Source organism: Curtobacterium sp. AC273 (genome assembly GCF_979253735.1).
Genome location: NZ_CEEDDU010000009.1, coordinates 270,603 through 293,626, shown reverse-complemented (window position 1 = coordinate 293,626; position 23,024 = coordinate 270,603). Strand labels below are relative to the sequence as shown.

At 71.5% G+C, this 23,024-nt stretch carries 21 protein-coding genes, 3 tRNA genes and 8 pseudogenes; 20 read left to right on the top strand and 12 right to left on the bottom strand.

The features are described 5' to 3' along the window. Positions 1-17 precede the first annotated feature (17 nt). Entirely contained in the window at positions 18-332 is a 315-nt protein-coding gene (locus tag ACZ8AI_RS16660; protein WP_464859246.1) for a M23 family metallopeptidase, read from the bottom strand. 518 nt (positions 333-850) lie between these two features. Here ACZ8AI_RS16660 and ACZ8AI_RS16655 point away from each other — a divergent pair. From ACZ8AI_RS16655 to ACZ8AI_RS16640, 4 genes are all read left to right on the top strand, one after another. After that, on the top strand, positions 851-1,213 hold the full coding sequence (locus ACZ8AI_RS16655) for a hypothetical protein (RefSeq protein WP_464859065.1): 363 nt from the start codon (positions 851-853) through the stop codon (positions 1,211-1,213). Between the two features lie 380 nt (positions 1,214-1,593). Next, positions 1,594-1,666: transfer RNA gene (locus ACZ8AI_RS16650), tRNA-Glu, on the top strand. Between the two features lie 49 nt (positions 1,667-1,715). Then, positions 1,716-1,792, top strand: a tRNA-Asp gene (locus tag ACZ8AI_RS16645). A gap of 1 nt (position 1,793) precedes the next feature. Continuing rightward, positions 1,794-1,866 (top strand) — tRNA-Phe (locus tag ACZ8AI_RS16640). A 65-nt stretch (positions 1,867-1,931) separates the two neighbouring features. Here ACZ8AI_RS16640 and ACZ8AI_RS16635 read toward each other — a convergent pair. Both ACZ8AI_RS16635 and ACZ8AI_RS16630 read right to left on the bottom strand, forming a co-directional pair. Continuing rightward, positions 1,932-2,964: pseudogene (locus ACZ8AI_RS16635) on the bottom strand (aldo/keto reductase). Positions 2,965-4,029: 1,065 nt separating this feature from the next. Next, positions 4,030-4,257: a hypothetical protein gene (locus ACZ8AI_RS16630; RefSeq protein ID WP_464859064.1), complete on the bottom strand. Its 228-nt coding sequence runs from the start codon at positions 4,255-4,257 to the stop codon at positions 4,030-4,032. A gap of 86 nt (positions 4,258-4,343) precedes the next feature. On the opposite strand from ACZ8AI_RS16630, the gene ACZ8AI_RS16625 reads away from it, so the two are divergent. Together ACZ8AI_RS16625 and ACZ8AI_RS16620 are read left to right on the top strand one after the other, a co-directional pair. After that, entirely contained in the window at positions 4,344-4,580 is a 237-nt protein-coding gene (locus tag ACZ8AI_RS16625) for a hypothetical protein (RefSeq protein WP_464859063.1), read from the top strand. Positions 4,581-4,671: 91 nt separating this feature from the next. After that, positions 4,672-4,836 carry a hypothetical protein gene (locus ACZ8AI_RS16620; protein ID WP_464859277.1) on the top strand — a complete coding sequence of 55 codons (165 nt, stop codon included), beginning with the start codon at positions 4,672-4,674 and terminating at the stop codon, positions 4,834-4,836. 289 nt (positions 4,837-5,125) lie between these two features. On the opposite strand, the pseudogene ACZ8AI_RS16615 reads toward ACZ8AI_RS16620, so the two are convergent. Together ACZ8AI_RS16615 and ddaH are read right to left on the bottom strand one after the other, a co-directional pair. Further along, positions 5,126-6,300, bottom strand: a pseudogene (locus ACZ8AI_RS16615) (aspartate aminotransferase family protein); the annotation flags it as partial. After that, positions 6,300-7,194, bottom strand: a pseudogene (gene ddaH / locus ACZ8AI_RS16610) (dimethylargininase). The pseudogenes ddaH and ACZ8AI_RS16615, both read right to left, overlap by 1 nt. A 244-nt stretch (positions 7,195-7,438) precedes the next feature. Here ddaH and ACZ8AI_RS16605 point away from each other — a divergent pair. From ACZ8AI_RS16605 to ACZ8AI_RS16570, 8 genes and pseudogenes are all read left to right on the top strand, one after another. Continuing rightward, positions 7,439-7,531: pseudogene (locus tag ACZ8AI_RS16605) on the top strand (AsnC family protein); the annotation flags it as partial. 751 nt (positions 7,532-8,282) lie between these two features. Next, positions 8,283-9,120 (top strand): annotated as a pseudogene (locus tag ACZ8AI_RS16600) (nitroreductase family protein). A gap of 55 nt (positions 9,121-9,175) precedes the next feature. Further along, complete coding sequence (locus tag ACZ8AI_RS16595; RefSeq protein ID WP_464859245.1) at positions 9,176-9,883, top strand: YqjF family protein; 708 nt, start codon at positions 9,176-9,178, stop codon at positions 9,881-9,883. A 48-nt stretch (positions 9,884-9,931) separates the two neighbouring features. Beyond that, a pseudogene (locus ACZ8AI_RS16590) lies at positions 9,932-10,759 on the top strand (phophatidylserine decarboxylase associated domain-containing protein); the annotation flags it as partial. Positions 10,760-10,772: 13 nt separating this feature from the next. Then, complete coding sequence (locus tag ACZ8AI_RS16585) at positions 10,773-11,201, top strand: phosphatidylserine decarboxylase (RefSeq protein ID WP_464859244.1); 429 nt, start codon at positions 10,773-10,775, stop codon at positions 11,199-11,201. Positions 11,202-11,232: 31 nt separating this feature from the next. After that, positions 11,233-12,237 (top strand): SDR family oxidoreductase, encoded by a 1,005-nt coding sequence (locus ACZ8AI_RS16580; protein ID WP_464859062.1) that lies wholly within the window; start codon positions 11,233-11,235, stop codon positions 12,235-12,237. Then, positions 12,234-12,587: a hypothetical protein gene (locus tag ACZ8AI_RS16575; RefSeq protein WP_464859061.1), complete on the top strand. Its 354-nt coding sequence runs from the start codon at positions 12,234-12,236 to the stop codon at positions 12,585-12,587. Before ACZ8AI_RS16580 ends, ACZ8AI_RS16575 begins: the two co-directional genes overlap by 4 nt. A gap of 50 nt (positions 12,588-12,637) precedes the next feature. Continuing rightward, positions 12,638-13,198: a dihydrofolate reductase family protein gene (locus ACZ8AI_RS16570; protein WP_464859060.1), complete on the top strand. Its 561-nt coding sequence runs from the start codon at positions 12,638-12,640 to the stop codon at positions 13,196-13,198. 299 nt (positions 13,199-13,497) lie between these two features. Here ACZ8AI_RS16570 and ACZ8AI_RS16565 read toward each other — a convergent pair whose 3' ends face one another. The 4 genes and pseudogenes from ACZ8AI_RS16565 to ACZ8AI_RS16550 all read right to left on the bottom strand — a co-directional run bounded on the left by ACZ8AI_RS16565 (position 13,498) and on the right by ACZ8AI_RS16550 (position 17,775). After that, entirely contained in the window at positions 13,498-14,097 is a 600-nt protein-coding gene (locus ACZ8AI_RS16565) for a tyrosine-protein phosphatase (protein ID WP_464859243.1), read from the bottom strand. 153 nt (positions 14,098-14,250) lie between these two features. Further along, positions 14,251-15,473, bottom strand: a pseudogene (locus ACZ8AI_RS16560) (hypothetical protein); the annotation flags it as partial. Further along, positions 15,470-15,943, bottom strand: coding sequence for an aldehyde dehydrogenase family protein (locus ACZ8AI_RS16555; RefSeq protein ID WP_464859242.1), 474 nt, complete (start codon positions 15,941-15,943; stop codon positions 15,470-15,472). The pseudogene ACZ8AI_RS16560 and the gene ACZ8AI_RS16555, both read right to left, overlap by 4 nt. A 773-nt stretch (positions 15,944-16,716) precedes the next feature. Continuing rightward, positions 16,717-17,775 carry a proline dehydrogenase family protein gene (locus ACZ8AI_RS16550; protein WP_464859059.1) on the bottom strand — a complete coding sequence of 353 codons (1,059 nt, stop codon included), beginning with the start codon at positions 17,773-17,775 and terminating at the stop codon, positions 16,717-16,719. Positions 17,776-17,941: 166 nt separating this feature from the next. Between ACZ8AI_RS16550 and ACZ8AI_RS16545 the strand changes: the two genes are divergently transcribed. Both ACZ8AI_RS16545 and ACZ8AI_RS16540 read left to right on the top strand, forming a co-directional pair. Further along, entirely contained in the window at positions 17,942-18,502 is a 561-nt protein-coding gene (locus ACZ8AI_RS16545; RefSeq protein ID WP_464859058.1) for a MarR family winged helix-turn-helix transcriptional regulator, read from the top strand. 47 nt (positions 18,503-18,549) lie between these two features. Continuing rightward, entirely contained in the window at positions 18,550-18,939 is a 390-nt protein-coding gene (locus tag ACZ8AI_RS16540) for a hypothetical protein (RefSeq protein ID WP_464859057.1), read from the top strand. A gap of 119 nt (positions 18,940-19,058) precedes the next feature. Here the strand turns inward: ACZ8AI_RS16540 and ACZ8AI_RS16535 are convergent, their stop codons facing one another. Both ACZ8AI_RS16535 and ACZ8AI_RS16530 read right to left on the bottom strand, forming a co-directional pair. Continuing rightward, entirely contained in the window at positions 19,059-19,286 is a 228-nt protein-coding gene (locus tag ACZ8AI_RS16535) for a hypothetical protein (RefSeq protein ID WP_464859056.1), read from the bottom strand. After that, a complete protein-coding gene (locus ACZ8AI_RS16530) occupies positions 19,283-19,723 on the bottom strand; it encodes a hypothetical protein (RefSeq protein ID WP_464859055.1) in 441 nt (146 codons plus the stop codon). The genes ACZ8AI_RS16535 and ACZ8AI_RS16530 overlap by 4 nt, the downstream gene beginning before the upstream one ends. Before the next feature lie 206 nt (positions 19,724-19,929). Here ACZ8AI_RS16530 and ACZ8AI_RS16525 point away from each other — a divergent pair, with 206 nt between their 5' ends. Both ACZ8AI_RS16525 and ACZ8AI_RS16520 read left to right on the top strand, forming a co-directional pair. After that, positions 19,930-20,301 (top strand): hypothetical protein, encoded by a 372-nt coding sequence (locus ACZ8AI_RS16525; RefSeq protein ID WP_464859054.1) that lies wholly within the window; start codon positions 19,930-19,932, stop codon positions 20,299-20,301. Continuing rightward, positions 20,259-21,203, top strand: coding sequence for a hypothetical protein (locus ACZ8AI_RS16520; protein ID WP_464859053.1), 945 nt, complete (start codon positions 20,259-20,261; stop codon positions 21,201-21,203). The genes ACZ8AI_RS16525 and ACZ8AI_RS16520 overlap by 43 nt, the downstream gene beginning before the upstream one ends. 60 nt (positions 21,204-21,263) lie before the next feature. Here the strand turns inward: ACZ8AI_RS16520 and ACZ8AI_RS16515 are convergent, their stop codons facing one another. Further along, a complete protein-coding gene (locus ACZ8AI_RS16515; RefSeq protein ID WP_464859052.1) occupies positions 21,264-21,788 on the bottom strand; it encodes a hypothetical protein in 525 nt (174 codons plus the stop codon). Between the two features lie 134 nt (positions 21,789-21,922). On the opposite strand from ACZ8AI_RS16515, the pseudogene ACZ8AI_RS16510 reads away from it, so the two are divergent. Together ACZ8AI_RS16510 and ACZ8AI_RS16505 are read left to right on the top strand one after the other, a co-directional pair. Next, positions 21,923-22,484, top strand: a pseudogene (locus ACZ8AI_RS16510) (6-phosphofructokinase); the annotation flags it as partial. 151 nt (positions 22,485-22,635) lie between these two features. Continuing rightward, complete coding sequence (locus ACZ8AI_RS16505; protein ID WP_464859241.1) at positions 22,636-22,893, top strand: 6-phosphofructokinase; 258 nt, start codon at positions 22,636-22,638, stop codon at positions 22,891-22,893. The last annotated feature ends 131 nt before the right edge of the window (positions 22,894-23,024 follow it).

The following is a 23,024-nucleotide window of genomic DNA, read 5'->3' as shown; positions in this document are numbered from 1 at the left end:
CTCGGGCGCGCACACGGTCATACCGAGATCCCCCGCGCTGCCATGAAGGGGACCGGGTCGACGGCGGAACCGTTGATCCGGGTCTCGAAGTGGAGGTGGCACCCGGTCGACCAGCCGGTCGAACCGATCTTCGCGATCTGCTGGCCGGCACTGACGTGCTGGCCGACGGACACGAGGATGCCGCCGTCGACGATGTGCCCGTAGGCGGTGGAGATCCCGCCGCCGTTGTCGAGCACGACCTCGTTGCCGTAGCCGCCGCCGTTCGCCGCGAAGGTCACGGTGCCGGAGTGCGCGGCGTAGATCGGGGCGTAGCAGGCGGGAGCGAGGTCCACGCCGGCGTGCAGGGCCCGGTAGTGCGTGTAGGGGTCGACGCGGTAGCCGTACGGGCTGGTCTGGTAGCCGCCGGCGGGACGCACCCAGCCCGACGAGTTCGGCGATCCGCCGCCGGAGCCGCCCGAGCTCGTCGCCGCCGCCTTGGCTGCCGCAGCTGCAGAGGGCGGCGAGTCGCGCCTTCTCGGCCTTGACGCCCTTGTTGTAGCGCGACTCGACGTTCGACTCGTTCGTGGTGAGCAGCGTCAGCTGTGCCTCGAGCCGCGCCTGGTTGTCGCTCTGCGCGTCGACGACCGACTGCGCGTCGTCGGCTGCCTGCTGGGCGGCCTGCATCTTCTCCTGCGCCGCGTCGGCCAGCTTGCCGAGGGCGTTCTTCGCGAGGTCTGCTCGGTCGGCAAGGCCCTGCGCGACGCCGCGGTCCTGGCTCGCCTGCGAGTAGATGCCGTCCGCCTGCTCGCTCAGCTTCGACATGGCGCCGAGCTCGTAGAGCAGGTCGCCCGACTTCGACGGGTGCGTGAGGATGTCCGTCGTCACGTCGTTCGCGCTCGCTCGGCCGAGCTGCGCGGCGAGCTGGCCGGCCTGCTCCTCGGACGCGGCGGCGGTCTTCTCGGCGTCGTCCGCCTGCTCCTGCAGCTTCTGCTGCTTGAGGGTGGCGTCGTCGTACTTCGTCTGCGCGTTCTGGTACGCGGTGCCGGCTGCCTCGGCGGACTTCTTCGCCGCGGAGGCCTTCGTCGACAGGTCAGCGATGAGCGCCTTGATCTCGGTGACCTTCGCCTGCTGCGCCGACTTCGACGCCTTCGCCTTCTGGACGTCCGACCAGCTGGGTACGACGCTGCGCTGGCCGACGTCACCGGAGCCAGTGCTCCGAGCGTGCCGACGGTGAGCGCGACGGCGACCGCGGCGGCGACGACGCGGCGGCGGGGACGGGGGCGGAGTGAGAGCGATGGTGGGGTCGACATACATCTCGATTTCGTAACAGCGCGGCAAGGCTCACGCACGTAACACTGTTAACAAGCGCAACAGTAACAACAGGTGTCGCACCCGCACACCCCCTCGCACGAGGGGGTACGGGACCGACGACGATGCTCGCATCCGATCATCGACAGCACGAATCGGGCCTGGAGCCCCAGGGTGAGTGAAGCCCTGCGGGGTCGGCGCGCCCGGACGCGACACGCCGGGGATTCCGCCGCCACGGCACCCGATTTGTGAAAACCCGCAGTCCATCCGTATGCTTGTCCATCGGTAGCGCGAAGCACCGCTTGCGGCCCTATCGTTTAGTGGCCTAGGACACCGCCCTTTCACGGCGGCAGCACGGGTTCGAATCCCGTTGGGGTCACTTCCTTCGGAGTGAGCAAGCAAGCAGAGTGGTACCGACAACAAAATATGGCCCTGTAGCGCAGTTGGTTAGCGTGCCGCCCTGTCACGGCGGAGGTCGCGGGTTCAAGTCCCGTCAGGGTCGCCACGGCTGGATAGCTCAGTTGGTAGAGCGTTCGACTGAAAATCGAAAGGTCCACGGATCGATGCCGTGTCCAGCCACGGTGAAAGGCTCCCCTGCTTCGGCAGGGGGCCTTTTTTCGTGCGCGGTGCGGCTCGCGTCCGCGCTACGCCTCGCGGGTCTTCGGGCTGCTGTCGTTCGTCTGCGCCGGGTCGCGCTCGACCACGGCCCCGAGGGCGTCGTCGATGCGCGACATCAGCTCGGCCGGGATCTCGACCCCGGCGGCGCCGGCGTTGTCGTGCACCTGCTCCGGTCGCGATGCCCCGATGATCGCGGACGCCACGTTCTCCTGCACGTTCTGCAGCACCCACGCGACGGCGAGCTGCGCCATCGACAGGTTCAGCTCGTCGGAGATCGGCTTGAGGTCCTGCACGGCGGTGAGCACCTCGTCGCGCATGAACCGCTTGATCATGTCGGCGCCGCCCTTGTCGTCGGTCGCGCGGGAGCCCTCGGGCAGCGGCTGACCGGGCTGGTACTTGCCGGTGAGGACGCCCTGCGCGATCGGCGACCAGACGATCTGCAGATGCCCGAGCTCCTCGGACGTCGGGACGACCTCGCCCTCGATGACCCGCCAGAGCGCGGAGGTACTGCGGCTGGTTCGAGATGAGCTGCACCCCGAGGTCGTCCGCCGAGCTCGTGGCCGGCTCGGAGCTGCATCCGCGGTCCACTCGCTGACACCGATGTACAGCGCCTTGCCCTGCCGGACGACGTCCGCGAAGGCGAGCATCGTCTCCTCGGAGCAGGGTCTCGTAGTCGAACCGGTGCGCCTGGTACAGGTCGACGTAGTCGGTCTGCAGGCGCTCGAGCGACTCGTTGATGGACTCGAGGATGTGCTTCCGGCTGAGGCCCGTGTCGTTGTGGCCCTTCGGACCGGTCGGACCGAACACCTTCGTCGCGATGTCCTCGAGCGACTGGCGCCGCGCCTCCCCCTTGAGCGCCTCACCGAGGACGGTCTCGGCGCCGGTGTTCGCGTAGACGTCGGCGGTGTCGAACGTCGAGATGCCGACGTCGAGCGCTTCCTGCCCGGACGCCCAGGCGATGGCTGCGTCGTTCTCGACCTGGGAGGCGTGGGTGAGCCAGTTGCCGTAGGTGATCTCGGAGACCTTGAGGCCCGAGTTGCCGAGGTAGCGGTACTCCATATGTGCGTGTCACTCCTGTCGTGGCCGCATCGGTGCGGCTCGGTTCGTGACGGTAGTCTCCCGGATCTTCGCCATCCCCAAACCACGTCGCGAAGCCGGTACGGTGAAGTATCAGTTGGCTGGCCGGGCAAGACCCGAACCCCGGCGATGTGGCCTGGGCCAGGGATCGTTCCGGGGTCTTCGGTGGAGAGTCTACATGGGAGGGGCGTGCCGGCGAGGACGTGCTGGTGTCCGGGGATTCAGCGGCACTCCGCTGGTCTCCTCACGGAGGACTGCCTGTCCTCGTACACGACGGTCGTCGGGCAGCGCCGACGGGGAAGCTTCTCGCCTGTACGAGTGGAACATCAAGGCTGCCTCGCGCGTGATGGCACTGACAGGCGTGGTCGAGGTGATCACTCGGAACGCTCTCGATCGCGAACTGCACGCGTAGGCAGGAAGGCGACCGGAACGGGGGCAGTGGCTTGATGCGGTTCCACTGGACGGTCAGAAGCGTGCAGACCTCGCGAAGGCGCGATCACGGGCGTCTCGCAAGGGCCGCTGCGATGGAGGTGCACGGTCGCGTGGTGGCTGAGTTGACCTTCGGTTTCTGGCGGTACCTGGTCGAGGTCGAGGTACCACACCTCGCTCTGGGTGCCGGATCTCCACCGAGCCTTCCCGCACGGCCCAGCCGATCTCCGCGTGCAGGCGCAACGAAGTGAAACGCCCGGTTGCAGCAGCTCCGACCACGTGCGCAACCGCGCAGCTCATCACGAGCCGATCCACGAGCCGGGACCTGCGCCGGGATCATGGTTACGCCGTCGAGCTGCTTCGGCTGGATCCATCCGCGCGCCGCGCGATGGGCGGGTGATGGGGTCCGGGCTGCCGGAGGCGCTGGATGCCAGGCCCAGCGCCTGAGGTGCAGGATCGGAAGGAGTGCGGCGCAGTGGTGCGTCGCCGGGAGCGAAGGAGCATCCACTGTCGGGACCGAGCGTGCTGTTCATCGGCGGCAGCGGGGTCATCAGTGCCTCGTGCGTCCGCGAAGCTCGTCGAGCAGGGGTTCGAGGTGAGCCGTGCTCAACCGGGGGACTACCGGGGAGCAAGGCCCGATCCCGGAGGGTGTGACGCGCCTCCAGGCCGACGTGTCGGACCGCAGCGCACTGGCGAGGACGTGCTCGGCGACCGCCAGTTCGACAGCGTCGTGAACTGGATCGCCTTCACGCCGGACCAGGTGCAGGCGGACGTGGACTTCTTCGCCGGACGGACGCGGCAGTACGTGTTCATCAGCTCGGCCTCGGCGTACCAGACGCCGGCCACGCACCTGCCGATCACCGAATCGACGCCGCTGAAGAACCCGTACTGGCAGTACTCGCGCGGACAAGATCGCCTGCGAGGAACTGCTGATGGCCGCATACCGGGAGCACGACTTCCCGGTGACGATCCTCCGGCCGTCGCACACCTACGACGAGACGAAGCTGCCGCTGACGGGCGAGGTGGACAGCCGTGGCGCGGATGCGTGCGGGCAAGCCGATCATCATCACGTGGGCGACGGCAGCTTCGGCTGTGGACCCTCACGCACAGCCGGGACTTCGCCGTCGGGTTCACCGGGGCTGACTCGACCGGGGCGAGGCGATCGGTGAGGCGTTCACGATCACGAGCGACGAGGCGCAGACGTGGAACGCGATCGCGGCCGACATCGCCGCGGCGGCCGAAGTCGACGACCTGCGGATCGTGCACGTCCCGGCAGACGCCATCAACGCCGTCGACCCGGAGTGGGGTGCGGCGCTGCTCGGCGACAAGGCGAACAGCTCGGTGTTCGACAACAGCAAGATCCGGTCGCTCGTGCCCTGGTACCGGCCGCGGACGCCACGTACCGGCACGGCGTGCGCGAGGTGATCGCCTGGTATGAGGCGCACCCCGAGGAGCAGGTGGTCGACGAGCGGCTCGATGCCCTGATGGACGAGCTGGCGGAGCGCTGGGGCGGTCTGAGGTCGGGGCGTCGGGGGGACGTCGGGGCGTCGAGGGACGTCGGGGCGTCGAGGGAACAGGAATCGTCGGCTGGTCGGGATCGACTCGGACGATTTCTGCTCCCTCGACGGGCGCGCCGGCCCGCGCGCCCGCGGCTCAGCGCGCGCCAGCACCTCGCCGAGGGTGCCGATCGCCAGGCGCACCTCGTCTCGTCGGTGACGACCAGGGGCGGCGCGAAGCGGATCGTCGACCAGTGCCGTTGTCCTTCACGAGCAGCACGCCCCGGTCGGCGAGGTCCTTCGCGATGGCCTTGCCGGTGCCGAGCGCGGGGTCGATGTCGATGCCCGCCCAGAAGTCCGGCGACCCGGTGCGAGACGACCCCGGAACCGAGCAGGTCCGTCGAGCAGCCCGCGCAGGAGCGGTTCGCCGTCGAGCGCCCGCTGCTGGAACGTGCCCTCGTCGAGCATCGCCACGACCTCGGACCCGACGGCCGCCGCGAGCGGGTTGCCGCCGAAGGTGGGACCCGCTCGCCCGGACGCAGGACGCCGAGCACGGCAGCCGACCCGACGACCGCGGACACCGGCACGATGCCGCCGCCCAGGGCCTTGCCGAGCGTGACGAGGTCCGGTCGGACGTCGACGCGCTGCACGGCGAGGTGTGCCCGGTGCGGCCGAGCCCGGAGCGGATCTCGTCGGCGACGAAGAGCGCACCGAACTCGTCGCAGATCTCGCGGACGGCGGGGAGGTACGACTCCGGCGGGATGACGACACCGCCCTCGCCCTGGATCGGCTCGAGCAGCACGGCGACGACGGTTTCGTCCATCGCCTTCGGGCGGAGGGCCGCAGCGTCGCCGTACGGCACGGTGCGGAAGCCCGGCGTGTACGGCCCGAAGTCATCGTGGGCCGAGGGGTCGTCGGAGAACGAGATGATCGTCGTGGTGCGGCCGTGGAAGTTCCCGGACGCCACGATGATGGTGGCTCCGCTCGGCCGGCACGCCCTTGACGCGGTAGCCCCACGCACGGGACACCTTGATCGCGGACTCCACGGCTGGCCCCGGCGCGCGGGTGTTCATCGGGAGCACCACTCGGTGTCGGTCAACGACGCGAGCGCGGACGCGAACTTGGCCCGAGCTGGTCGTTCACGAACGCCCGCGAGGTCAGCGTGACCCGGTCGAGCTGGGCCCGGGCGGCGTCGAGCAGCCGCGGGTTGCCATGGCCGAAGTTCACCGCCGAGTACGCGGCGAGGCCGTCGAGGTAGCGCTTGCCGTCGACGTCCGTCACCCAGGCGCCCTCGCCGGAGGCGCTGACGACGGCAGCGGGCTGCAGTTGTTGCGCGAGGGCACGGTCCTCGACGAGCGAGCGCGGCGGTGTTCGTCCCCAGCGCGCTGGTCATCAGGCGCCCCGTGCGACGGAGTTGCCGGTACCGACCGGGTGCAGGTCGAGCGTGCAGCACTTCACGCCGCCGCCGCCGAGCAGCAGCTCGGACAGGTCGACGCCGATCGGGTTGTAGCCCTTCTCCTTGAGCTGCTCCGCGAACGTGGTCGCGCGGGAGGCGATCACGACGTTGTACCCGTCCGAGTAGGAGTTGAGCCCGAGGATCGCGGCGTCCTCCTCGGTGGCGATGATCGCGTCGGGGAAGCGCTCGCGCAGGATCGCCAGCGACGGCTCGTCGAAGGCGCTCTCCAGGTAGGCGATGTTGCTCGTCCCGTCGACGGAGGGCTCGGGGTCGAGCACGGCGATGGCGGTGTCGAGATGGTAGAAGCTCGGGTTGATGGAGCTTGAGGGTGACGACCTCGCGGCCGTAGATCTTCGCGAGCTCCTCGTGCGAGGTGCTGTCCGAGCGAAACCCGGTGCCGGCGAAGATCGTGTCGCCGATGAGCAGGAAGTCGCCCTCGCCCTCGTTGGTCTCCTCGGGCTCGGCGACGGTCAGGCCAGCCTGACGGAACCAGTCCATGTAGGCCGGACCCTCGGGCTGGCGCTCGGGGTACTGGAACTTCGCGCCGTAGGCGACACCGTCGAGGACGAACCCGCCGTTGGCCGCGTAGACCATGTCGGGCAGACCGTCGATCGGGTCGATGTACGAGATGTCGAAGCCGAGGCCCTCGTAGACGTCGACGAGCGACTGCCACTGCTGGACGGCCTTCGACGTGTCGGTGGGGTCCTCGGGGTGCATCCACGGGTTGATCCGGTAGCTCACCGTGTAGAAGTCCGGCTTGCACATCAGGATCGTCCGCTTGGTCGCGGTACGGGCCGGTGCATCGGTGGTCGAGGGTGCGGTGTTCGACATCAGTCCTCCACGAGAAGGGACCGGGGCCCGAGCCTGCCAGGAACCGAAAGGGAACGAAGGAGAGGTGCTCCGGCGAGATGCAGGCTCACTCGCCGTGGCGGACCAGGTCGACGCCGATCACGAGTCTAGACAGAACCGTCCGAGGGGTGCAGCAACGGGATGCGAAACGCCGTGGCACCCGCGGTCGGGGCGCGCACGTTTCGTGCGCAGAACCCCGGGCCGTGCAAGAAGCTTTCCGCGTAGGATGGTGTCAATGGATTCGCTCGACCACCGCATCCTGGACCAGCTCCGGGAGAACGCCCGTGCCGGCTACGGCGACATCGGGTCGGTGGTCGGACTCTCGGCCTCGGCCGTGAAGCGCCGGGTCGACCGGCTCGTCGGCGACGGGGTCATCCAGGGCTTCACGATCAAGGTCGACCCCGCTGTCGAGGACCGCGGCACCGAGGCCTGGGTGGAGCCTCTACTGCCGCGGCACCGTCTCCCCCGACGAGCTCCGGTCGCTGCTCGACACCGTTCCCGAGGTCATCGACGCCGGCACCGTCACCGGCAGCGCCGACGCCGTCGTGCACATGCGCTCGAAGGACCTCCTCGGCACTCGAAGAAGCGCTCGACAAGGTCCGTCTCGCACCGCAGGTGGACCACACCTGCCCCGCGATCGTGCTCTCCAAGCTGGTCAGTCGAGAGACCGCGTAGCGTCCCGGCCATGGGACGGAAGACGGTCTGGAGGCGCGGCTCGGCACCCACGGGATCGCGCCCGGCCCGACAGCTGGTCACCCTTGCGAGCGTCGCCTACCTGGCGAACTGCCTCTGGGGCGCCGCCGTCGCGGTGCGGCTGATCCGGACGAAGAAGCTCCGCGTCGTGCACCACGGCCTGTTCGTGGTGACCGCGACCCTGACCGGCGTCGCCGCGACGACCCTGGTGTGGACGCGGGACCGGTCGGCGCTGTTCCTGTTGCCGGCACTCGTTCCCTTGGCGGTCGCTCCCACGCACGAACCCCCGCTCCGGAGCACACTGGAAGGTCGCGGTCGCCGCCGCACCGTCCTACCTGGGGGCCGTGCTCGCACGCAGGCGATCAGAGAGGTGAGCAGTGGAGCTCTTCGAAGCGATCCGACGGCGGCGCACGACGAACGGGGCGTTTCCCTGCCCGACCCCGTCTCCGAGGAGCACCAGCGGCTCCTGATGGAGCTGGCCGGACGGGCCTCCCTCGCAGCTGAACAGCCAGCCGTGGCGATTCGTGCTGGTCGAGGAGCGCGCCACGATCGACCGTGTCGCTGAGATCAGCGGCAGCTCGATGACCCGGACGATGGCCGAGGGGACGTTCTTCGAGCGGTACAAGCCGTACTTCCGGTTCTCACAGGCCGAGATGGACGCGCGGCGTGACGGGATGCTGTTCGACAAGCTGCCCGGACCGCTCAAGCCCTTCACGAAGCAGGTGTTCACGAAGCGCGGGCAGCTGCTCATGAACACGCTCCGGGTGCCGCAGAGCCTCGGCGAGGAGAACCGGAAGCTCGTCGCCGGGTCGCCGCTGCTGCTCGGGGTGATGCTCGACCGGCACGAGTACCGGAAGGAGGAGCTGTCCGGCTTCTACTCGGTGTTCAGCATGGGGGCGGCGATGGAGAACATCTGGCTCGCGACGACGGAGCTCGGCCTCGGCATCCAGTTCGTGTCCTTCCCGATGGAGACCCCGGGCGCGTGGGAGGAGATCGAGGACCTGCTGCGGGTGCCGGACTCCCTCGAGCTGATGGCCGTCTACCGGATCGGGTACCGTGCCGCCCGAGCGCCGTCGCCCCGCGATCGACTGGACGTCGAGCGAGCGGAAGCGCCCGTCGCAGTACGTGTTCCGCGGTACCTGTGACACCCCGCAGCAGGGGTGGGACGACGCGCCGGTGGCGGGGCACATCGCCCCGGAGGCGACCACCTCGTGACCGCGACCACGCCCGCCGGGGGCACCACCGCGCCTCCCCGGCCGCCGCCCCCGGCCTGACCGGACGCCCCTGGATCGAGCAGGCCTGGCGCGACGTCGTGTTCGCGCACTGGCGCGTCGACGCGTCAGCGGTCGCCCCGTTGCTGCCGGCCGGTACGCGGCCGGACACCCTCGGCGTCGACGGCGTCGACGACGGCGCGACCACCTGGGTCGGCCTCATCTGCTTCCGGTTCACGGACACCCGGTTCCCGCCGGTGTCCGTCGGCTCGGTCGGCGACTTCATCGAGGTGAACGTCCGCGTCTACACGGTGGACGACCGCGGACGGCACGGTGTCGTGTTCCTGTCCCTCGACGCCGGCAAGCTCGCCCCGACGGTGGGCGCGCGCGTGGCGACGGGCCTGCCGTACAAGTGGGCCGTCGCCGAACACCGCCGGCCGGCACCGGACCGCGTGGCGTACGCGATGCGGCGGCACGGCACGCACCTGCGATCGCTGCTGGACGTGCGGGTCGGGACGACGGTGGCGGAGCCGACCGCGCTCGAGACCTTCCTGACGGCGCGGTGGGGCATGCACGTGCGACGGCTCGGGCGGACGCGGTTCTGGCCGAACGAGCACGAGTCGTGGCCGTTGCACCGCGCGTCGGTGGTGTCGCTGCGGGACGACCTGGTCGGTGCCGCGGGGCTGCCGTTCGCGTTGACGGACCTGGAGCCGGACTCGGTGCTGTACTCGCCGGGGGTGACGACCCGGTTCGGTCTCGGGCGCTGACGGCGATCGCTGGGACCGGGCGCGGTCGTCGTCGGTACGGTCCGGTGTGTGAGCAGTGCATCCCAGGACGTCCGCCGCCGTGCCGGGTGGCTCCCCGCCGAGCAGTCCGGCCTCGAAGCGTGGCTCCGCGGGCGACGCGACCGTCTCGCCGACCGCGACCCCGACCAGGTGCTCCACCCGGCGGTCGCCGCGCTCCGTGACGTCATCGAGTCGGACCCGGTCCTCCGGATGGAGGCGCACGAGATGATCGCGCAGGTGCCGAGCGGCCGGCAGTACGCCGAGCGGCACCTCGAGAGCGTCGAGGAACTGCTGGAGCTCGTCGACGAGGTCATCCGGAGCGCGCCCGAGTGGGGCGAGGAGCAGATGGTCATGACGCCGCTCGACGGCATCCTCGACTGGACGAAGGCCACGCCGGCCGGCTTCGCCTTCTACCGCGACCCGCGGGTCAACGACGCGCTGCGCGAGGTGCTCCGGGCCTGGTGCACCTTCCTGTCCTCGCCCGAGTCCGCCGACGTCATCGTCGACACCCCGGACGGCTGGCGGAGCGACGCCGCACGTCGGACCGTGGGCATGGACCAGTTCGAGCACGACCCCGACGACGAGCACTGGGGCTTCGCGTCGTGGAACGACTTCTTCACCCGACGGTTCCGGGACGGCGAACGGCCGGTCGCCGCACCCGACGACGACGCCGTCGTGGTCAGCCCGTGCGAGGCCACCCCGTACCGGATCGCCAGCGGGGTGCGCCGTCGCGACGAGTTCTGGGTGAAGGCCGAGCCGTACTCGCTCGACGAGCTCCTGGCCGGCGACGAGTCCGTGGACGCCTTCGTCGGCGGCACGGTGTGGCAGGCCTTCCTGAGCGCCGTGGACTACCACCGGCGGGTACAGCCCGGTGTCCGGGAAGATCGTGAACGCGTGGGTGCAGCCCGGCACGTACTACTCCGAGGCCGAGTCGCAGGGGCCGGACGCCGCCGAGCCGACGCTGTCGCAGGGGTACCTGGCCCACGTCGCCACCCGCGCGATCGTGGTCATCGAGGCGGACGACGCCGACCTCGGACTCGTCGCCGTCGTCTTCGTGGGGATGTCGGACGTGTCGTCGTGCGTGATCGGCGACGGCATCGAGCCAGGCGCCCGGGTCGCGAAGGGCGACGAGCTCGGGTACTTCCAGTTCGGCGGGTCGACGGTCTGCGTGCTGTTCGGCGAGGGTGTCGTCGAGTCGTTCTCGCTCGAGGCGATCCCGCAGGCGCCCGACGAGGACGCCACCCTGGTGCACGTCCGCTCGCACCTGGCGACGGCCCGTCGGGGGACAACGGCTGAGTGATGCCGCGCCGCCCCTGCGTACAACTGGGCCCATGACTCGAGTGGCAGTGGTGACCGGTGGATCCGCAGGACTGGGACGGGCGACCGTCCGCGAACTCGCGGCACGAGGGTGGGACGTCGCGGTCCTCGCACGCGGGCGGGACGGGGTCGACGCCGCGGTCGCCGAGGTCGAGGCCGCCGGACGCCGGGGGCTCGCACTGGTCGCCGACGTCTCCGACCGCGACGCCGTCGAGGCCGCGGCCGACCGGGTCGAACAGGAGCTCGGGCCGATCGACCTGTGGGTCAACGGGGTGATGGTCGGCGTGTTCGGCCGGTTCCTCGAGACCGCGCCCGAGGACTTCGAGCGTGCCCTGCACGTCACCTACCTCGGCTTCGTCAACGGCACCCGCGCCGCGCTCTCGCGGATGGTCCCCCGCGACCACGGCCAGGTCATCCAGGTCGGGTCGGCGCTCGGCTTCCGCGGCATCCCCTTGCAGGCGGCCTACTGCGGCGCGAAGCACGCGATCGTCGGCTTCACCGAGTCGGTCGTCTCCGAGCTCATCGAGCAGGGCAGCCACGTGCAGGTGTCCCGCGTGGACATGCCGGCGCTCAACACGATCCAGTTCCAGTGGGTGAAGTCGAAGCTGCCGCACCACCCGCAGCCGGTCGCCCCGATCTACCAGCCCGAGGTCGGCGCCCGGGCCATCGCCGCCACCGCCGAACGCCCGCGCCGCCGCACCTGGGTGGGCGAGTCGACGGTCTACACGATCCTCGGCAACCGGATCAGCGGGCGGTTCGCCGACTGGTACGCCGCGAAGACGCTCGTGTCCGGGCAGCAGAACCCGGAGAAGGACGGCCTCGAGATGCAGGACAACCTCTACGAGCCGGTGCCGGGTGACCACGGCGCGCACGGGGTGTTCGACGAGTCGGCGCACGCGTGGTCGCCGCAGACCTGGTGGGTGGAGCACCGTCGGCTCGGCAACGGGCTGCTCGGAGCGGTCGTCGGTGCGGCCGGGGCCGTGGGCGCGGTGGTACTCGCGGCGGGACGTCGACGATGACCCGGGGTCCGAGCCGCGCGCGGATCACCGCCCGTCGGCGCGCGGTCGAGATCGCCCGCGCCGGCCTGGGCGTCTGGCACCTGGCCCGGGCGACGCGGTCGGACGACCCGCACGTGGTACTCGACCGGGTGCTCGGCGTCCGGCAGCTCGCGCAGGCCGCCCTCGTGCTCCGCGCCAGCAGCGCCGAGGCGCACACCCTCAGCGCGGTCGTCGACGCTGCGCACGGCGCGACCATGGTGCCCCTCGCGCTCGACCCGGCACGGCGGCGGTTCGCCGTCGGTCAGGCCTGGATCGCACTCGTGCTCACGGTGGCCGAGGTGTGGGCTGTCGGACACGGTCGCCGCGCCTGACGCCGAGACCGCGGCCGCGGCCTGTCGGGGGTCGTCGGTAGCGTCCGGACATGGCCACCACCTACCTCGTCGCCTCGTCGCTCGACGGCTTCGTCGCCGCCCCCGGTGACGACCTCGACTGGCTCCTGCATTTCGGCTTCGAGCCGTTCCAGGAGCACCACGACGCCTTCTTCGCCGGCGTCGGTGCGATCGCGATGGGGTCGACCACGTACGAGTGGCTGCTCGCGAACGACGACACCTGGGCGTACCCGACGATGCCCACCTGGGTGTTCACCTCGCGCGAGCTGCCGGTGCCGGACGGTGCCGACGTGCACTTCGTCGCGGGGTCCGTCGCCGACCACCAGGCGACGCTCGAGCACGCCGCCGGGGAACGCGACGTGTGGGTCGTCGGCGGCGAACTCCTCGCGGCCCAGTACCAGGCGGCGGGTCTGCTCGACGAACTCCGGGTGACGGTGATGCCGATCGCGCTCGGGGCCGGCGCGCCCCTCGCCGGTGGCCGCACCGACGGCGGTGTTCGAGCTCGTCGGGCTCACCCCGTTCACCGGCGGCGCCGTCGAGCTGCACTACCGATCTGCGCACGCACGGACCTGATCCCGACCACCGCGGCGTAGCGTCCACGGCATGAGCGACAAGGAACAGACCGAGCCCGTCATGGACGGCGCCACCGACGCGACGAACCACGAGAAAGCTGCGCGGACTCATCGAACAGGTCGACCACGACCACCACGGCGAGGGCGCCGGCGCGATGGCCGACCACCTGCGCGACCGGATGGACGAGACCGGCGTCGAGGACGAGGACGCCGGGGGACGCCCAGGACTGACCCGGTCCGCCCCTCGGCCCCGACGGGCGGCCGACGGGCGGCACCGCTCACGCGAGCCGAGGCGCGGCTCACGCGAGCCGAGGCGCGGCTCACGTGACGTGTGCGCGGAACGTGCGCAGTGCCTCCAGGTCGGCGGCGTCGAGACCGGAGCGGCCCACGAACCGGTCCACGTCGAACCCGTCGAGCGCCCCGCGGAAGGCCCCCTCGACCGTCGTGCCGTGCTCGGCGCAGAGTGCCTCGATCTTCTCCTCGGTCGGCGGGACCCCGATCGACGCCAGCAGTGCCGGTGCGTTCTCGACCGTGACGAGGTAGTCGGCGACGACCGCCGCCGGTTCGACCTCGGCGATGGTCAGGAGGGCGAGGGCCACGATGCCGGTGCGGTCACGGCCGCCGGCGCAGTGGAAGAGCACCCCGCCCGGCTCGGCCCGTGCGATCACCCGCAGTGCTTCGCCCGTGCGTTCCGGCAGCTCGTCGAGGTGCGGCCCGTAGTACAGGGTGCCGACCAGGCCGGTCTCCCAGTACGCCGACCAGAACGACGGCGCGACGTCGAGGCCGTCGTGGTCGACGACGACGGTGGTCAGCCACTCCGGGCGGACACCGGTGTCCTTCGCGGTCTCCGACGGGGCCCGCAGGTCGACGATCGTCCGGATCCCCGCGTCGTACAGCGCCTGCCACCCGTCGAACGTCAGCCGGTCGACGCCCTCGGACCGGAAGACCCGGCCCCGCGGGGTCGTCCCGCCGTCCAGAGCGGCAGCCCGCCGAGGTCGCGGCCGTTGAACAGTCCCTCGGCGTGCAGGGTGCGCGGGTCGGACATGCAGCTCCGTGAAGTCGGGGTCGAGGTCGCCGAAGCGGTGCGCCGTCACGGACACCGACTGTTCGCGGAGGAACGGCAGCATCTCGATGAGCCCGGCCTCGACCACGGGGGCGTCGTGGATCGCCACGTCGATACTCGCGCCGAGGGGCTTCCTCGAGCGCGAGGGGGTCTCCGCCGACCAGACGGATCCGGGCTCCCGGTCCGCCGAAGGCCGTGTGGGCCGGACGTTCCCGACCCTGCGAGAGCACGACCTCGAGCGCGTCCTGGGGCTCGTCGTCGCCGGTCGACCAGGACTCCTGGAACACGGCGCCGGACGCCGCCCGACGCAGGAACTCGTCGTCGGACTCGACCAGGCTGTCGACGACGTGCAGTGGGGACCGACTGGAGGCGAACAGCTGCGTGAGCGGACCGGGGAGCGGGCGGGCGCTGCTCAGCAGGACGTGGGCGCGGGCCGCCGTCGCGGCGACGAGCACCCGGCCGAGGTCGCCGATCGGCGCACCCTCGGCCTGTCGGACGATCACGGACTGCGGCCGCCACCGCAGCACGTTCCGCTGCACGACGAGCCCGGACGGCGTGCGACACCCCGAACTCGGTCGCCCGCGCGCGCACGTCGCTGAGCGCACCGGCACGCACCTGGTCGAACTCCTCGAACGACAGACCGCTGCGGGCCGCTTCGATGACGGCGGTGACCCGGGGCGGAGCCCGTAGCTGGATGCTCTTGTGGACGGTGCGCGGAAGAGGCTCCCACCGGCCGAGGGTGGCGACGTACATCGAGCCGCCGGGCTTCGTGCCGGTCCCCACCGCCGAGCCCTTCCAGCCGCCGAGCGGCTGGCGTCGGTCGACCACACCGGTGACCTCGCGGTTGACCGCCGGGTTGCCCGCCTGCACGCCGGTGATCCACTCGGCGACCTCGTCGGCGTCGAGCGGGCGGATGTCCGCCGCGAGTCCGGAGTCGGTCCCGTTCTGGATCGCGAGGGCCTGCTCCAGGGTCTCCGCCCGCATGATGCCGAGGACCGGGCCGGGTATCTCCGTCTGGTGGAAGTCGCTGCCGGGGCGCACGCCGTCGCGGATGCCCGGTGACCACAGCCGCCCCGAGTCGTCGAGGGCACTTGGCTTCACGACGCCAGCTCTCCCCCGGGCGAGCTCGGTGAGGCCGGCGCGGAGCGTGCCCGTCGGCTCGGCGATGCGGAGCGGTCCGACCTGCGCGGTCGGGTCGTCCGGCCATGCGACCCGCAGCGTGCAGGTGGTCATCGACGAGCTGGCGGCGGAAGCGCTCGCCTCTCGCCCACGGACCCGACCAGGACCACCAGGGACGCGGCGGAGCAGTGCTGCCCGGCGTGCCCGAACGCGGACTCCACGATGTCCTGCACGGCGAGGTCAAGGTCGGCGCTCGGCGTGACCACGACGGCGTTCTTGCCGGTGGTCTCCGCCGTCAGGGGCAGGCCGGCGCGCCACCAGCGGAACGACCGGGCGGTGTCGGTCGACCCGGTCAGGATGATGCGGTCGACGGCCGGGTGCGCGATGAGGTCGCGGCCGAGCTCGTTCTCGTCGAGGTCGACGAGTCCGAGCAGGGAGTGCGGAACCCCCGCGTCCCAGAGGACGTCGGCGAGGTGAGCCTCCGCAGCGCTTGGCCTGCGGTGCGGGCTGGAGGACGAACCCGCCGCCTCGCGGCGAGTGCGGCGAGGACCCCGCTGGCCGGGATCGCCACGGGGCCGTTCCACGGCGACGCGACCACGGTGAACGGCGGCAGCGAATACCGGGCGCCGTCGCCGTCGAGGTCCGCCAGACGGCGGGCGCTGGCGGCGGCGTGGTGCGCGGAGTCGACCGCCGCGCTCGACCTCGGTGTCGGCGTCGGCGAGGGTCGCGCTCGGTCTCCGCCGCCATCACCTCGATCAGGTCGGCCCCGTCGGGTCTCGGAGGCGTGCGCGATGAGGCCGAGGAGCTCGGCCCGGTCCGACGGATCCTGCCGCCCCCAGTTGACCCCGGCCTCGGCGTGTCCGGGCGACGATGCGCTTCGAGCGTCGAGCGGCCTGGCGACCTTCGCGCCGCGGATGGTCTGCGCACCGAGCCGCGACCGGGGCACGCGGCGGAGGACGTCCTGGAGCGCCACGAGCGGTTCGCGGCGATCGACGGGTCTGGTGTCGGGGACGTCTCCGGAAGGCATCGCGGTGGAAGACCGGCTCGCCGACGGGCCGGCGGCGGTCCTGCGTCCTGGCGGGTGGCTGCTCGGCACGGGATCCGGCGCGTCGAGCGCCCGGACCGCGGCGAGCCAGCGGCCGCGCGCACGCTCGAAGGCTGCCTCTGCTGCGGGCGTCGATCTCGGTGGCACTCGCCACGAAGTAGCTACGGGGGCGGCGCTCTCCTGCAGCCGCCGGGCGAGGTACGGGATCGCCGCGTCGAACGGTCCGGCTGCACGACGGGCGTGGAGAGCGTGATCCGCCCGACGCCGAGCGCGCACGGCGTCGGCGTGGGTGGTGGCCATGCTCGAGCAGCATCATCCTCGACGCCGACCGCGTCGGTCACCCCGCGCCGCTTTCGGGCGGAGCACCCACGCCGTGGCCAGGGTCGAACAAGCAGTGCTCCGGCGACGCCGATCTGGACCGCGCTCGGTGCGCTCCGGCGAGAGGGCGGCGTCGAGCATCCGGAGGTACGCGGTGTCGGTCTCCTGCTTGGAGCCCCACGTCGCCAGCGGCCACTCGCGCAGGATCGCGGTCGACCCATCCCGTCCCCAGGTACGCGCCCTTGACGAGCCGGACCGAGACCGGCGCACCGCCCTGGCCCGGCGCGCGACGGCCCACTCGGTCAGGGACTCGAGCGCCGCTGCGGTGTCGGGCAGGTACGCCTGGAGCGCGATGCCGGCGTGCAGTCCGACGAACTCGTCGCGGTCGAGGAGCGTCCGGAACACCGCGAGCGTGACGTCGAGGTCGCGGTGCTCCTCGGTGTCGAGGGTGACCGACTTCGGGACGGGCGCCGACGCGGCGAGCCGGAACAGCGGCACGAGCTGGTCGACGGCACGCTCCACCGTCCGCTCGAACGCCCACGGCGACATCTGCGGCAGGACCGAGCGCACCGTGATCGAGACGTAGTCGACGTCGTCGCGGGCGAGGAGGTCCATCAAACCCTGCAGCTGCCGGCCGCTGCCGGCGGTGCCGAGGACCGCTTCGCCGAGGAGGGTCACGCTGAGCCGGGTCCCCGGTCCGGCGACCTTCGCGAGCGCGGGCCCGAGCTTCGCCGGGGTGGCGGCGCGACGACGAGGTGCCCGGTCATCCGACGCAGGATCTTCCGCGCCGTCGGCACGACCGCCCACGGCGCCATGGTCGCGAAGCCACCGCCGAACGTCACCGCACCGCGGAGGTACCAGGCGAGGGCGTCCGGGACGTCCTGACCGACCTTCTCGAGGTTGCGTGCCACGACCTCGGTCCTCCGGACGGATCACCTTGTCGACGAACCCGCGGGTGAAGCCGAGCCCCTGCTCGTCACGGAGCACCGCCGCCAGACGCGCGGCGCCGGGCTCCGGCTTGGCCCCGGCGGACGCCGCCGTCCACCGGCGCACGAGGGCGACGGCGTCGTCGGTGCAGTCCTTGGGGTCGGGCGCTCGGCATGCCTCGATCGTATGCCGAGCCCCCGACCCCACCTCGGAGGAGCTGTGCGTGCCCCCGAGCCTCATCCGGACGCATGATCCCCGCCGCCACGGGGTCCGAGGTGGATACGCTGGCGCCATGTCGAACCCGGGGCCGAAGGCCACGACTGGGCCACGTGGACGCCTACCACGACGTCTGGCGACGGCTCGATCGGGCGCTGGACCACGCCGTGCAGCAGGGCGCGGGGATCTCGATCCCGAGTTCGAGATCCTGATCGGCCTGCACCGCGACCTGGAGCACCGGTTGCGGGTGCGCGACATCGCCGCGGGCATCGGCTGGGAGAAGTCGCGCGTGAGCCACCAGGTAACGCGCATGGTGGCGCGCGGGCTGGTGGAGCGCGCGGACTGCCCGACGGACGGCCGCGGCAGTTGGGTGGTGATGACGCCGGACGGGCGTCGCGCGGTCCTCTCCGGCATCCGCGCGCACACGGGTGCGCTCGAGGACCTGTTCTGGAGGCCCGTGGGGACCGACGCCGAGACGCTGCGGTCCGTTCCCGCGCGGGTCCAGGACGCCATCGGCCCCGACCCGGAGCCGGCTCCCGCTCTAGCTACGGGACCTGCCGCTCCTGGATGTCGGGCGCGAACCTGCAGGCACGACTCGACGGCCTCCTGGAACTCCGGCTCCTGCGATCGCTCGTAGGTGCCGCCGAGCACGCCGTTGTCCTGCCCTTCGAAGTCCGGGTAGCCGTGGTCGCGGATGCAGCTCGCGACCTGCACGTTCTGCCGCTCCCACTTCTGCTTGTCAGCCTCGCTCGTGCCGCTGATGCCGAGCCCCTTGCTGCACGCACCGCCGGCCTCGACGAAGCCCTGCTCGTCCGTGCCGCTCGGAGCCCGCAGCGCACCAGAGCGGACCTCGTCGTCGCTGGGGTCCTGCACGTCGAACCTGGCATCGCGCATGCAGGCACCCTGGTCGGCCTCAACCTCGTGGTGCGCTCGCTGGCCGGCGGTGCTGCCGGTCGTGGTGTCCGACGAGCAGGACGCCAGTGCGAGCGGCAACGTGACGGCGACGACCGCCGCTCCGAGGAGCGAGCAGCGGGTGGGTGCGGGTGCGGTGGAGCGATCGTGTGCGTGTCATGAGGCCACCAGCGGGACGGTGCTCGGTCCTCGTACCGCCGGCGATACACCGGCGAAACCCAGGCTCCGGACACGACGAATGGCGCCACCCCGCGGGGCGGCGCCGTGTCGTCGGATGGGTGTTACTTGATCTGTGCGGTGATGGTCGCGACGCCCACGAGGAGGTTGGCCTTGACGGCGTCGGTCTTGAAGGTGCTGTTGAGCAGCTTCGCGGCGTCGGCGGAGACGTGGACCGTGGTGCCGGTCAGGATCGCGTTGTCGCCCTCGAGTTGCAGCGGCTTGAGGGTGCCACCGTGCAGGGAGAACAGGTACGTTCGCGACGGCGACCTTGCCGTTGACCAGGACGTCACCGTAGAGCTTGGACGAAGCCCGGGTTCACGACGAAGTTCTCCAGCGTCACCGTGGTGTCACCGGCGGAGAGGGTCAGCCCCGAGTCGTCGTGGTTCAGCAGGCCCTGCACGTACGGGCGGTAGTTGCCGTCCGGCGACCAGTGTACGTCACCGAACCCGAGGTGATCGGGAACGGTGACCGAACCGTCGGCGAGCTTGGCGTTGCCCGAGACACCCGGGGTCAGCTTCAGCGCGGTGAGCGCGCCGGTAGCTCTTGTCGAGCGCCACGGCGGTGTTGCTGTCGACCTCGGGACCGAGGCCACCGGGCCGGGGATCTTCGGAGAGCTGGAGGACACGGTGTCGTCGGCCTGCGCGGCCGAGACACCGAACGCTGCGCCGCCGAGGACGAGCGCGCCGGTCGTGGCGAGGGTGATCGAGGTCTTGAGTGACTTGCGCATGAGGTTCATTCCTTTGCTGGGCCGCGCTCGGCGCGATTTCCCCTGTGGACACGCCGAACACACCCCGTGCGAGGGTGGAGAACCAGCAACGTGCGGTTGGAAAGGCCCGGGTGTTTCCCGGTTGATGCAGGTGACTGGCACTCGGCAAAGGGTTTGGAGCAGTTCTGCGTCGTTATCGTTCTGTTATCGAAGCGGGGGACGACCACGTGCCAGGCTCGTGGGATGCAGCACCAGCAGTCCGTCCTCATCGCCGGGTGCGGCGACCTCGGCACCGAGACCGCCTCCGCTTCGCCGCGGAGGGGTACGCCGTCACCGGGCTCCGTCGGAACGCCGACCGCATCCCGGCACCCATCGTCGGGCGGAGCGTCGACCTGCGGCGCGAGGTCCCCGAGGTCGCTCCGGACACCGCCGTGGTGGTCGTGGCGTTCGCCGCCGGTAGCCGCGACGTCGACGAGTACCGCGCCACCTACGTCGACGGGCTCCGCAACGTGCTGGACGGCACGACGCCTCGGCCGCCTCCCTGCGCCTGCTCGTCGTGTCCTCCACGGCGGTGTACGACGTCGACGGCAGCACGGTGACCGAGGAGACCCTGGTCCGCGGTGGGACCCTGACCGCTCAGGTGCTGGTCGAGGCCGAGGCGCTGCTGCGTGCACGTGCTCCCGACGCGGTGCTCGTCCGGCTCTCCGGCATCCACGGCCCCGGTCGCGAACGGCTCGTCGACCAGGTGCGGTCCGGCGCCGCCCGACTCGCGCCGGGCCCCTCACCGCACACGAACCGGATCCACCGCGACGAGTGGCCGCGGCCCTCGTGCACCTCGCGGGCGTCGGGACCCCGCCCTCCACGTACCCGGTACCGACGACGAACCCGCCCGGCTCGACGACGTGCTCCGGTTCCTGGGCCGACGAGCTCGGGATGCCCGAACCGGCGCGGGGCGAGGGCGGCGGGCGCCAGGCCGGTGGCGACAAGCGGCTGTCGAACGCGCTGCTGCGGTCCACCGGCTGGGGACCGGTTGCACCCGACGTTCCGCGAGGGCTACCGCGCCGTCCTCGCCGGCACCGGGACGCGCCACCCTGACCCGCCGCCGCTGACCTGCCGCGCGACCCCGCCTAGTGGTGGCGGTGGTCCTGGACGTCATCCGCGGCCCGAACGACGGCTTCCGGAACCCCGAGCCGCCGATGAGCCGCACGATGCGCCCCCGGTGTCCCCGCCACGGTTCGAGCAGTTCGAGCATCCCGTCGTCGTCGACCGGGCCGCCCGTGAGCGCCCACCCGACGAGGGCCGGCACGTGGTAGTCGCCGACGCTCGGGGAGTCCGGGTCGCCGTGGGAGCGCTGCGCGGTCTCGGCAGCCGTCCACCCGATGCCCGGCACCGACTGCAGGCGCGCGGACACGACGGCTCCACCGCGGCCGAGCGACAGCGTGCGCTCGAGCGCCGGGGCGACGCGGACCGCCCGCATCACCGTCGCCGACCGGCCGACTGACGCCACAGCGCGGTGCCACTCCCAGCTCGGATCCGCCCCACTCCTCGGACGTGGCGACCGTCATCCCCGCGGTGCCGGGCCGGGCGCCGGTGTGTCGTGGCGACGCAGCAGGTACCGCCACGCACGCCAGGCCTGCCGCGAGGTGACCTTCTGCTCCATGATCGCCGGCACGAGCATCGCGAACACGGTGTTCGTCCGCAGCAGCCGCAGGCCGAAGCCGGTGCCGGGCTGCCGCCAGAACGCGTGGCCGGACACGTCGAGGTCGGACCAGTCGTCGCCACGGCCGAGCAGGTCGGCGGCGTGCTGGACAGCCCAGGACGCCCCGCTCCCATGCCGACACCTCGATCGTGTCGCCGCTCGGCCGGATCGCCACGGAAGCGGGGGCCGGCGCGGCGTCCGGAGCGCGAGCCAGACGGAGCCGACCACCGCGAAGGCCGGGTCGCCGGAGCCGCGCTGCAGGGGCCGCAGGGTCGACGGACCTCGCGCCTCCAGGCCGCAGACCGTGTCGACGCGGGTCGCCTCGCCGGACGCACCCGCATCGCCGGCGGGCGGCGTCGGGGACGAGGCGGAAGCGAGCAGGGACACACCGGGATGGTAATGCGCAACCACCGTCAGTCATGATGGGGGCTGTCACACCACTACCCGACGACGGAGTTCCCATGCGCATCGGCATCCTCACCTCCGAGGCGACTGCCCTGGCCTGAAACGCGGTCATCCGCGTGATCGTGCTGAAGGGCATCGCGATCTACGGCCACGACTTCGTCGGGTTCCGCGACGGCTGGCGCGGCGTCGTCGACGGCGACATCGTCCCCCTCGGCCGCAAGGACATCCAGGGCATCGCGAAGCAGGGCGGCACGATCCTCGACGAGCTGCACGAACCCGTTCGAGGGACCCGAACGGCGGCGTCGAGAACATCTCCGGCGATCGCTGGAGCGGCATGGCATCGACGCCATCACCGTCGCGATCGGCGGCGAGGGCACCCTGGCCGCGGCGAAGCGCCTGACCGACGCGGCCTGCAGATCGTCGGCGTCCTGAAGATCATCGACAACGACCTCGGCGCGACCGACTACACGTTCGGCTTCGACACCGCCGTCGCGATCGCGACCGAGGCGATGGACCGCCTCCTGCACCACGGTGAGTCGCACCTGCTGCATGGTCGCCGAGGTGATGGGCCGGCACGTCGGCTGGATCGCCCTGCACTCCGGCATGGCCGCGGGCGTGCACGCGATCCTCATCCCCGAGCAGAAGACGAGCATGGAGCAGATCGCCGCGGTGCGGGCCGCCTACGACCGCGGACGTGCGCCGCTGGTCGTCGTCGCGGAGGGCTTCGTCCCGAACGAGGACAACGCGCACACCGAGCGCGGACTCGACGCCTTCGGCCGACCCCTGGCTCGGCGGCATCGGCGAGCGCCTCGCGCTGTTCATCGAGGAGATGACGGGCATCGAGACGCGTGCCACCACCCTCGGCCACATCCAGCGCGGTGGCACGCCGACCGCGTACGACCGCGTGTCGACGCGGCTCGGCCTGGCGGCCATCGACGCCGTGGTCGAGGAGCGGTGGGGACGGATGGTCGCGCTGAAGGGGACGGACATCGAGCCGCGTCAGTACGTTGCGCGGACGCGCTCGGCGAGGCTGAAGACGGTGCCGCAGGCGCAGGCACGACGAAGGCCGCCATCATGTTCGAGGTAGGCGGAGAGCGGGGCGTGGTCGGGGTCGGGGTCGGAGTCGGGTCGTGGGCCGGGTCGAATCGGGCGTACTCGGTCGAAACGGGCGTAGCTGGATCCGGAACTTCACGCCGAGTACGCCCGGTTCCACCGACC

Bases quoted from the DNA above. Each gene is read 5' to 3' on its own strand.
- ACZ8AI_RS16655 (WP_464859065.1), top strand. From the start codon at position 851: ATGTCCGTCGTCACGTCGTTCGCGCTCGCTCGGCCGAGCTGCGCGGCG.
- ACZ8AI_RS16625 (WP_464859063.1), top strand. From the start codon at position 4,344: ATGGCCGCATACCGGGAGCACGACTTCCCGGTGACGATCCTCCGGCCG.
- ACZ8AI_RS16580 (WP_464859062.1), top strand. From the start codon at position 11,233: ATGACTCGAGTGGCAGTGGTGACCGGTGGATCCGCAGGACTGGGACGG.
- ACZ8AI_RS16575 (WP_464859061.1), top strand. From the start codon at position 12,234: ATGACCCGGGGTCCGAGCCGCGCGCGGATCACCGCCCGTCGGCGCGCG.
- ACZ8AI_RS16570 (WP_464859060.1), top strand. From the start codon at position 12,638: ATGGCCACCACCTACCTCGTCGCCTCGTCGCTCGACGGCTTCGTCGCC.
- ACZ8AI_RS16545 (WP_464859058.1), top strand. From the start codon at position 17,942: ATGTCGAACCCGGGGCCGAAGGCCACGACTGGGCCACGTGGACGCCTA.
- ACZ8AI_RS16530 (WP_464859055.1), bottom strand. From the start codon at position 19,723: ATGCGCAAGTCACTCAAGACCTCGATCACCCTCGCCACGACCGGCGCG.
- ACZ8AI_RS16505 (WP_464859241.1), top strand. From the start codon at position 22,636: ATGACGGGCATCGAGACGCGTGCCACCACCCTCGGCCACATCCAGCGC.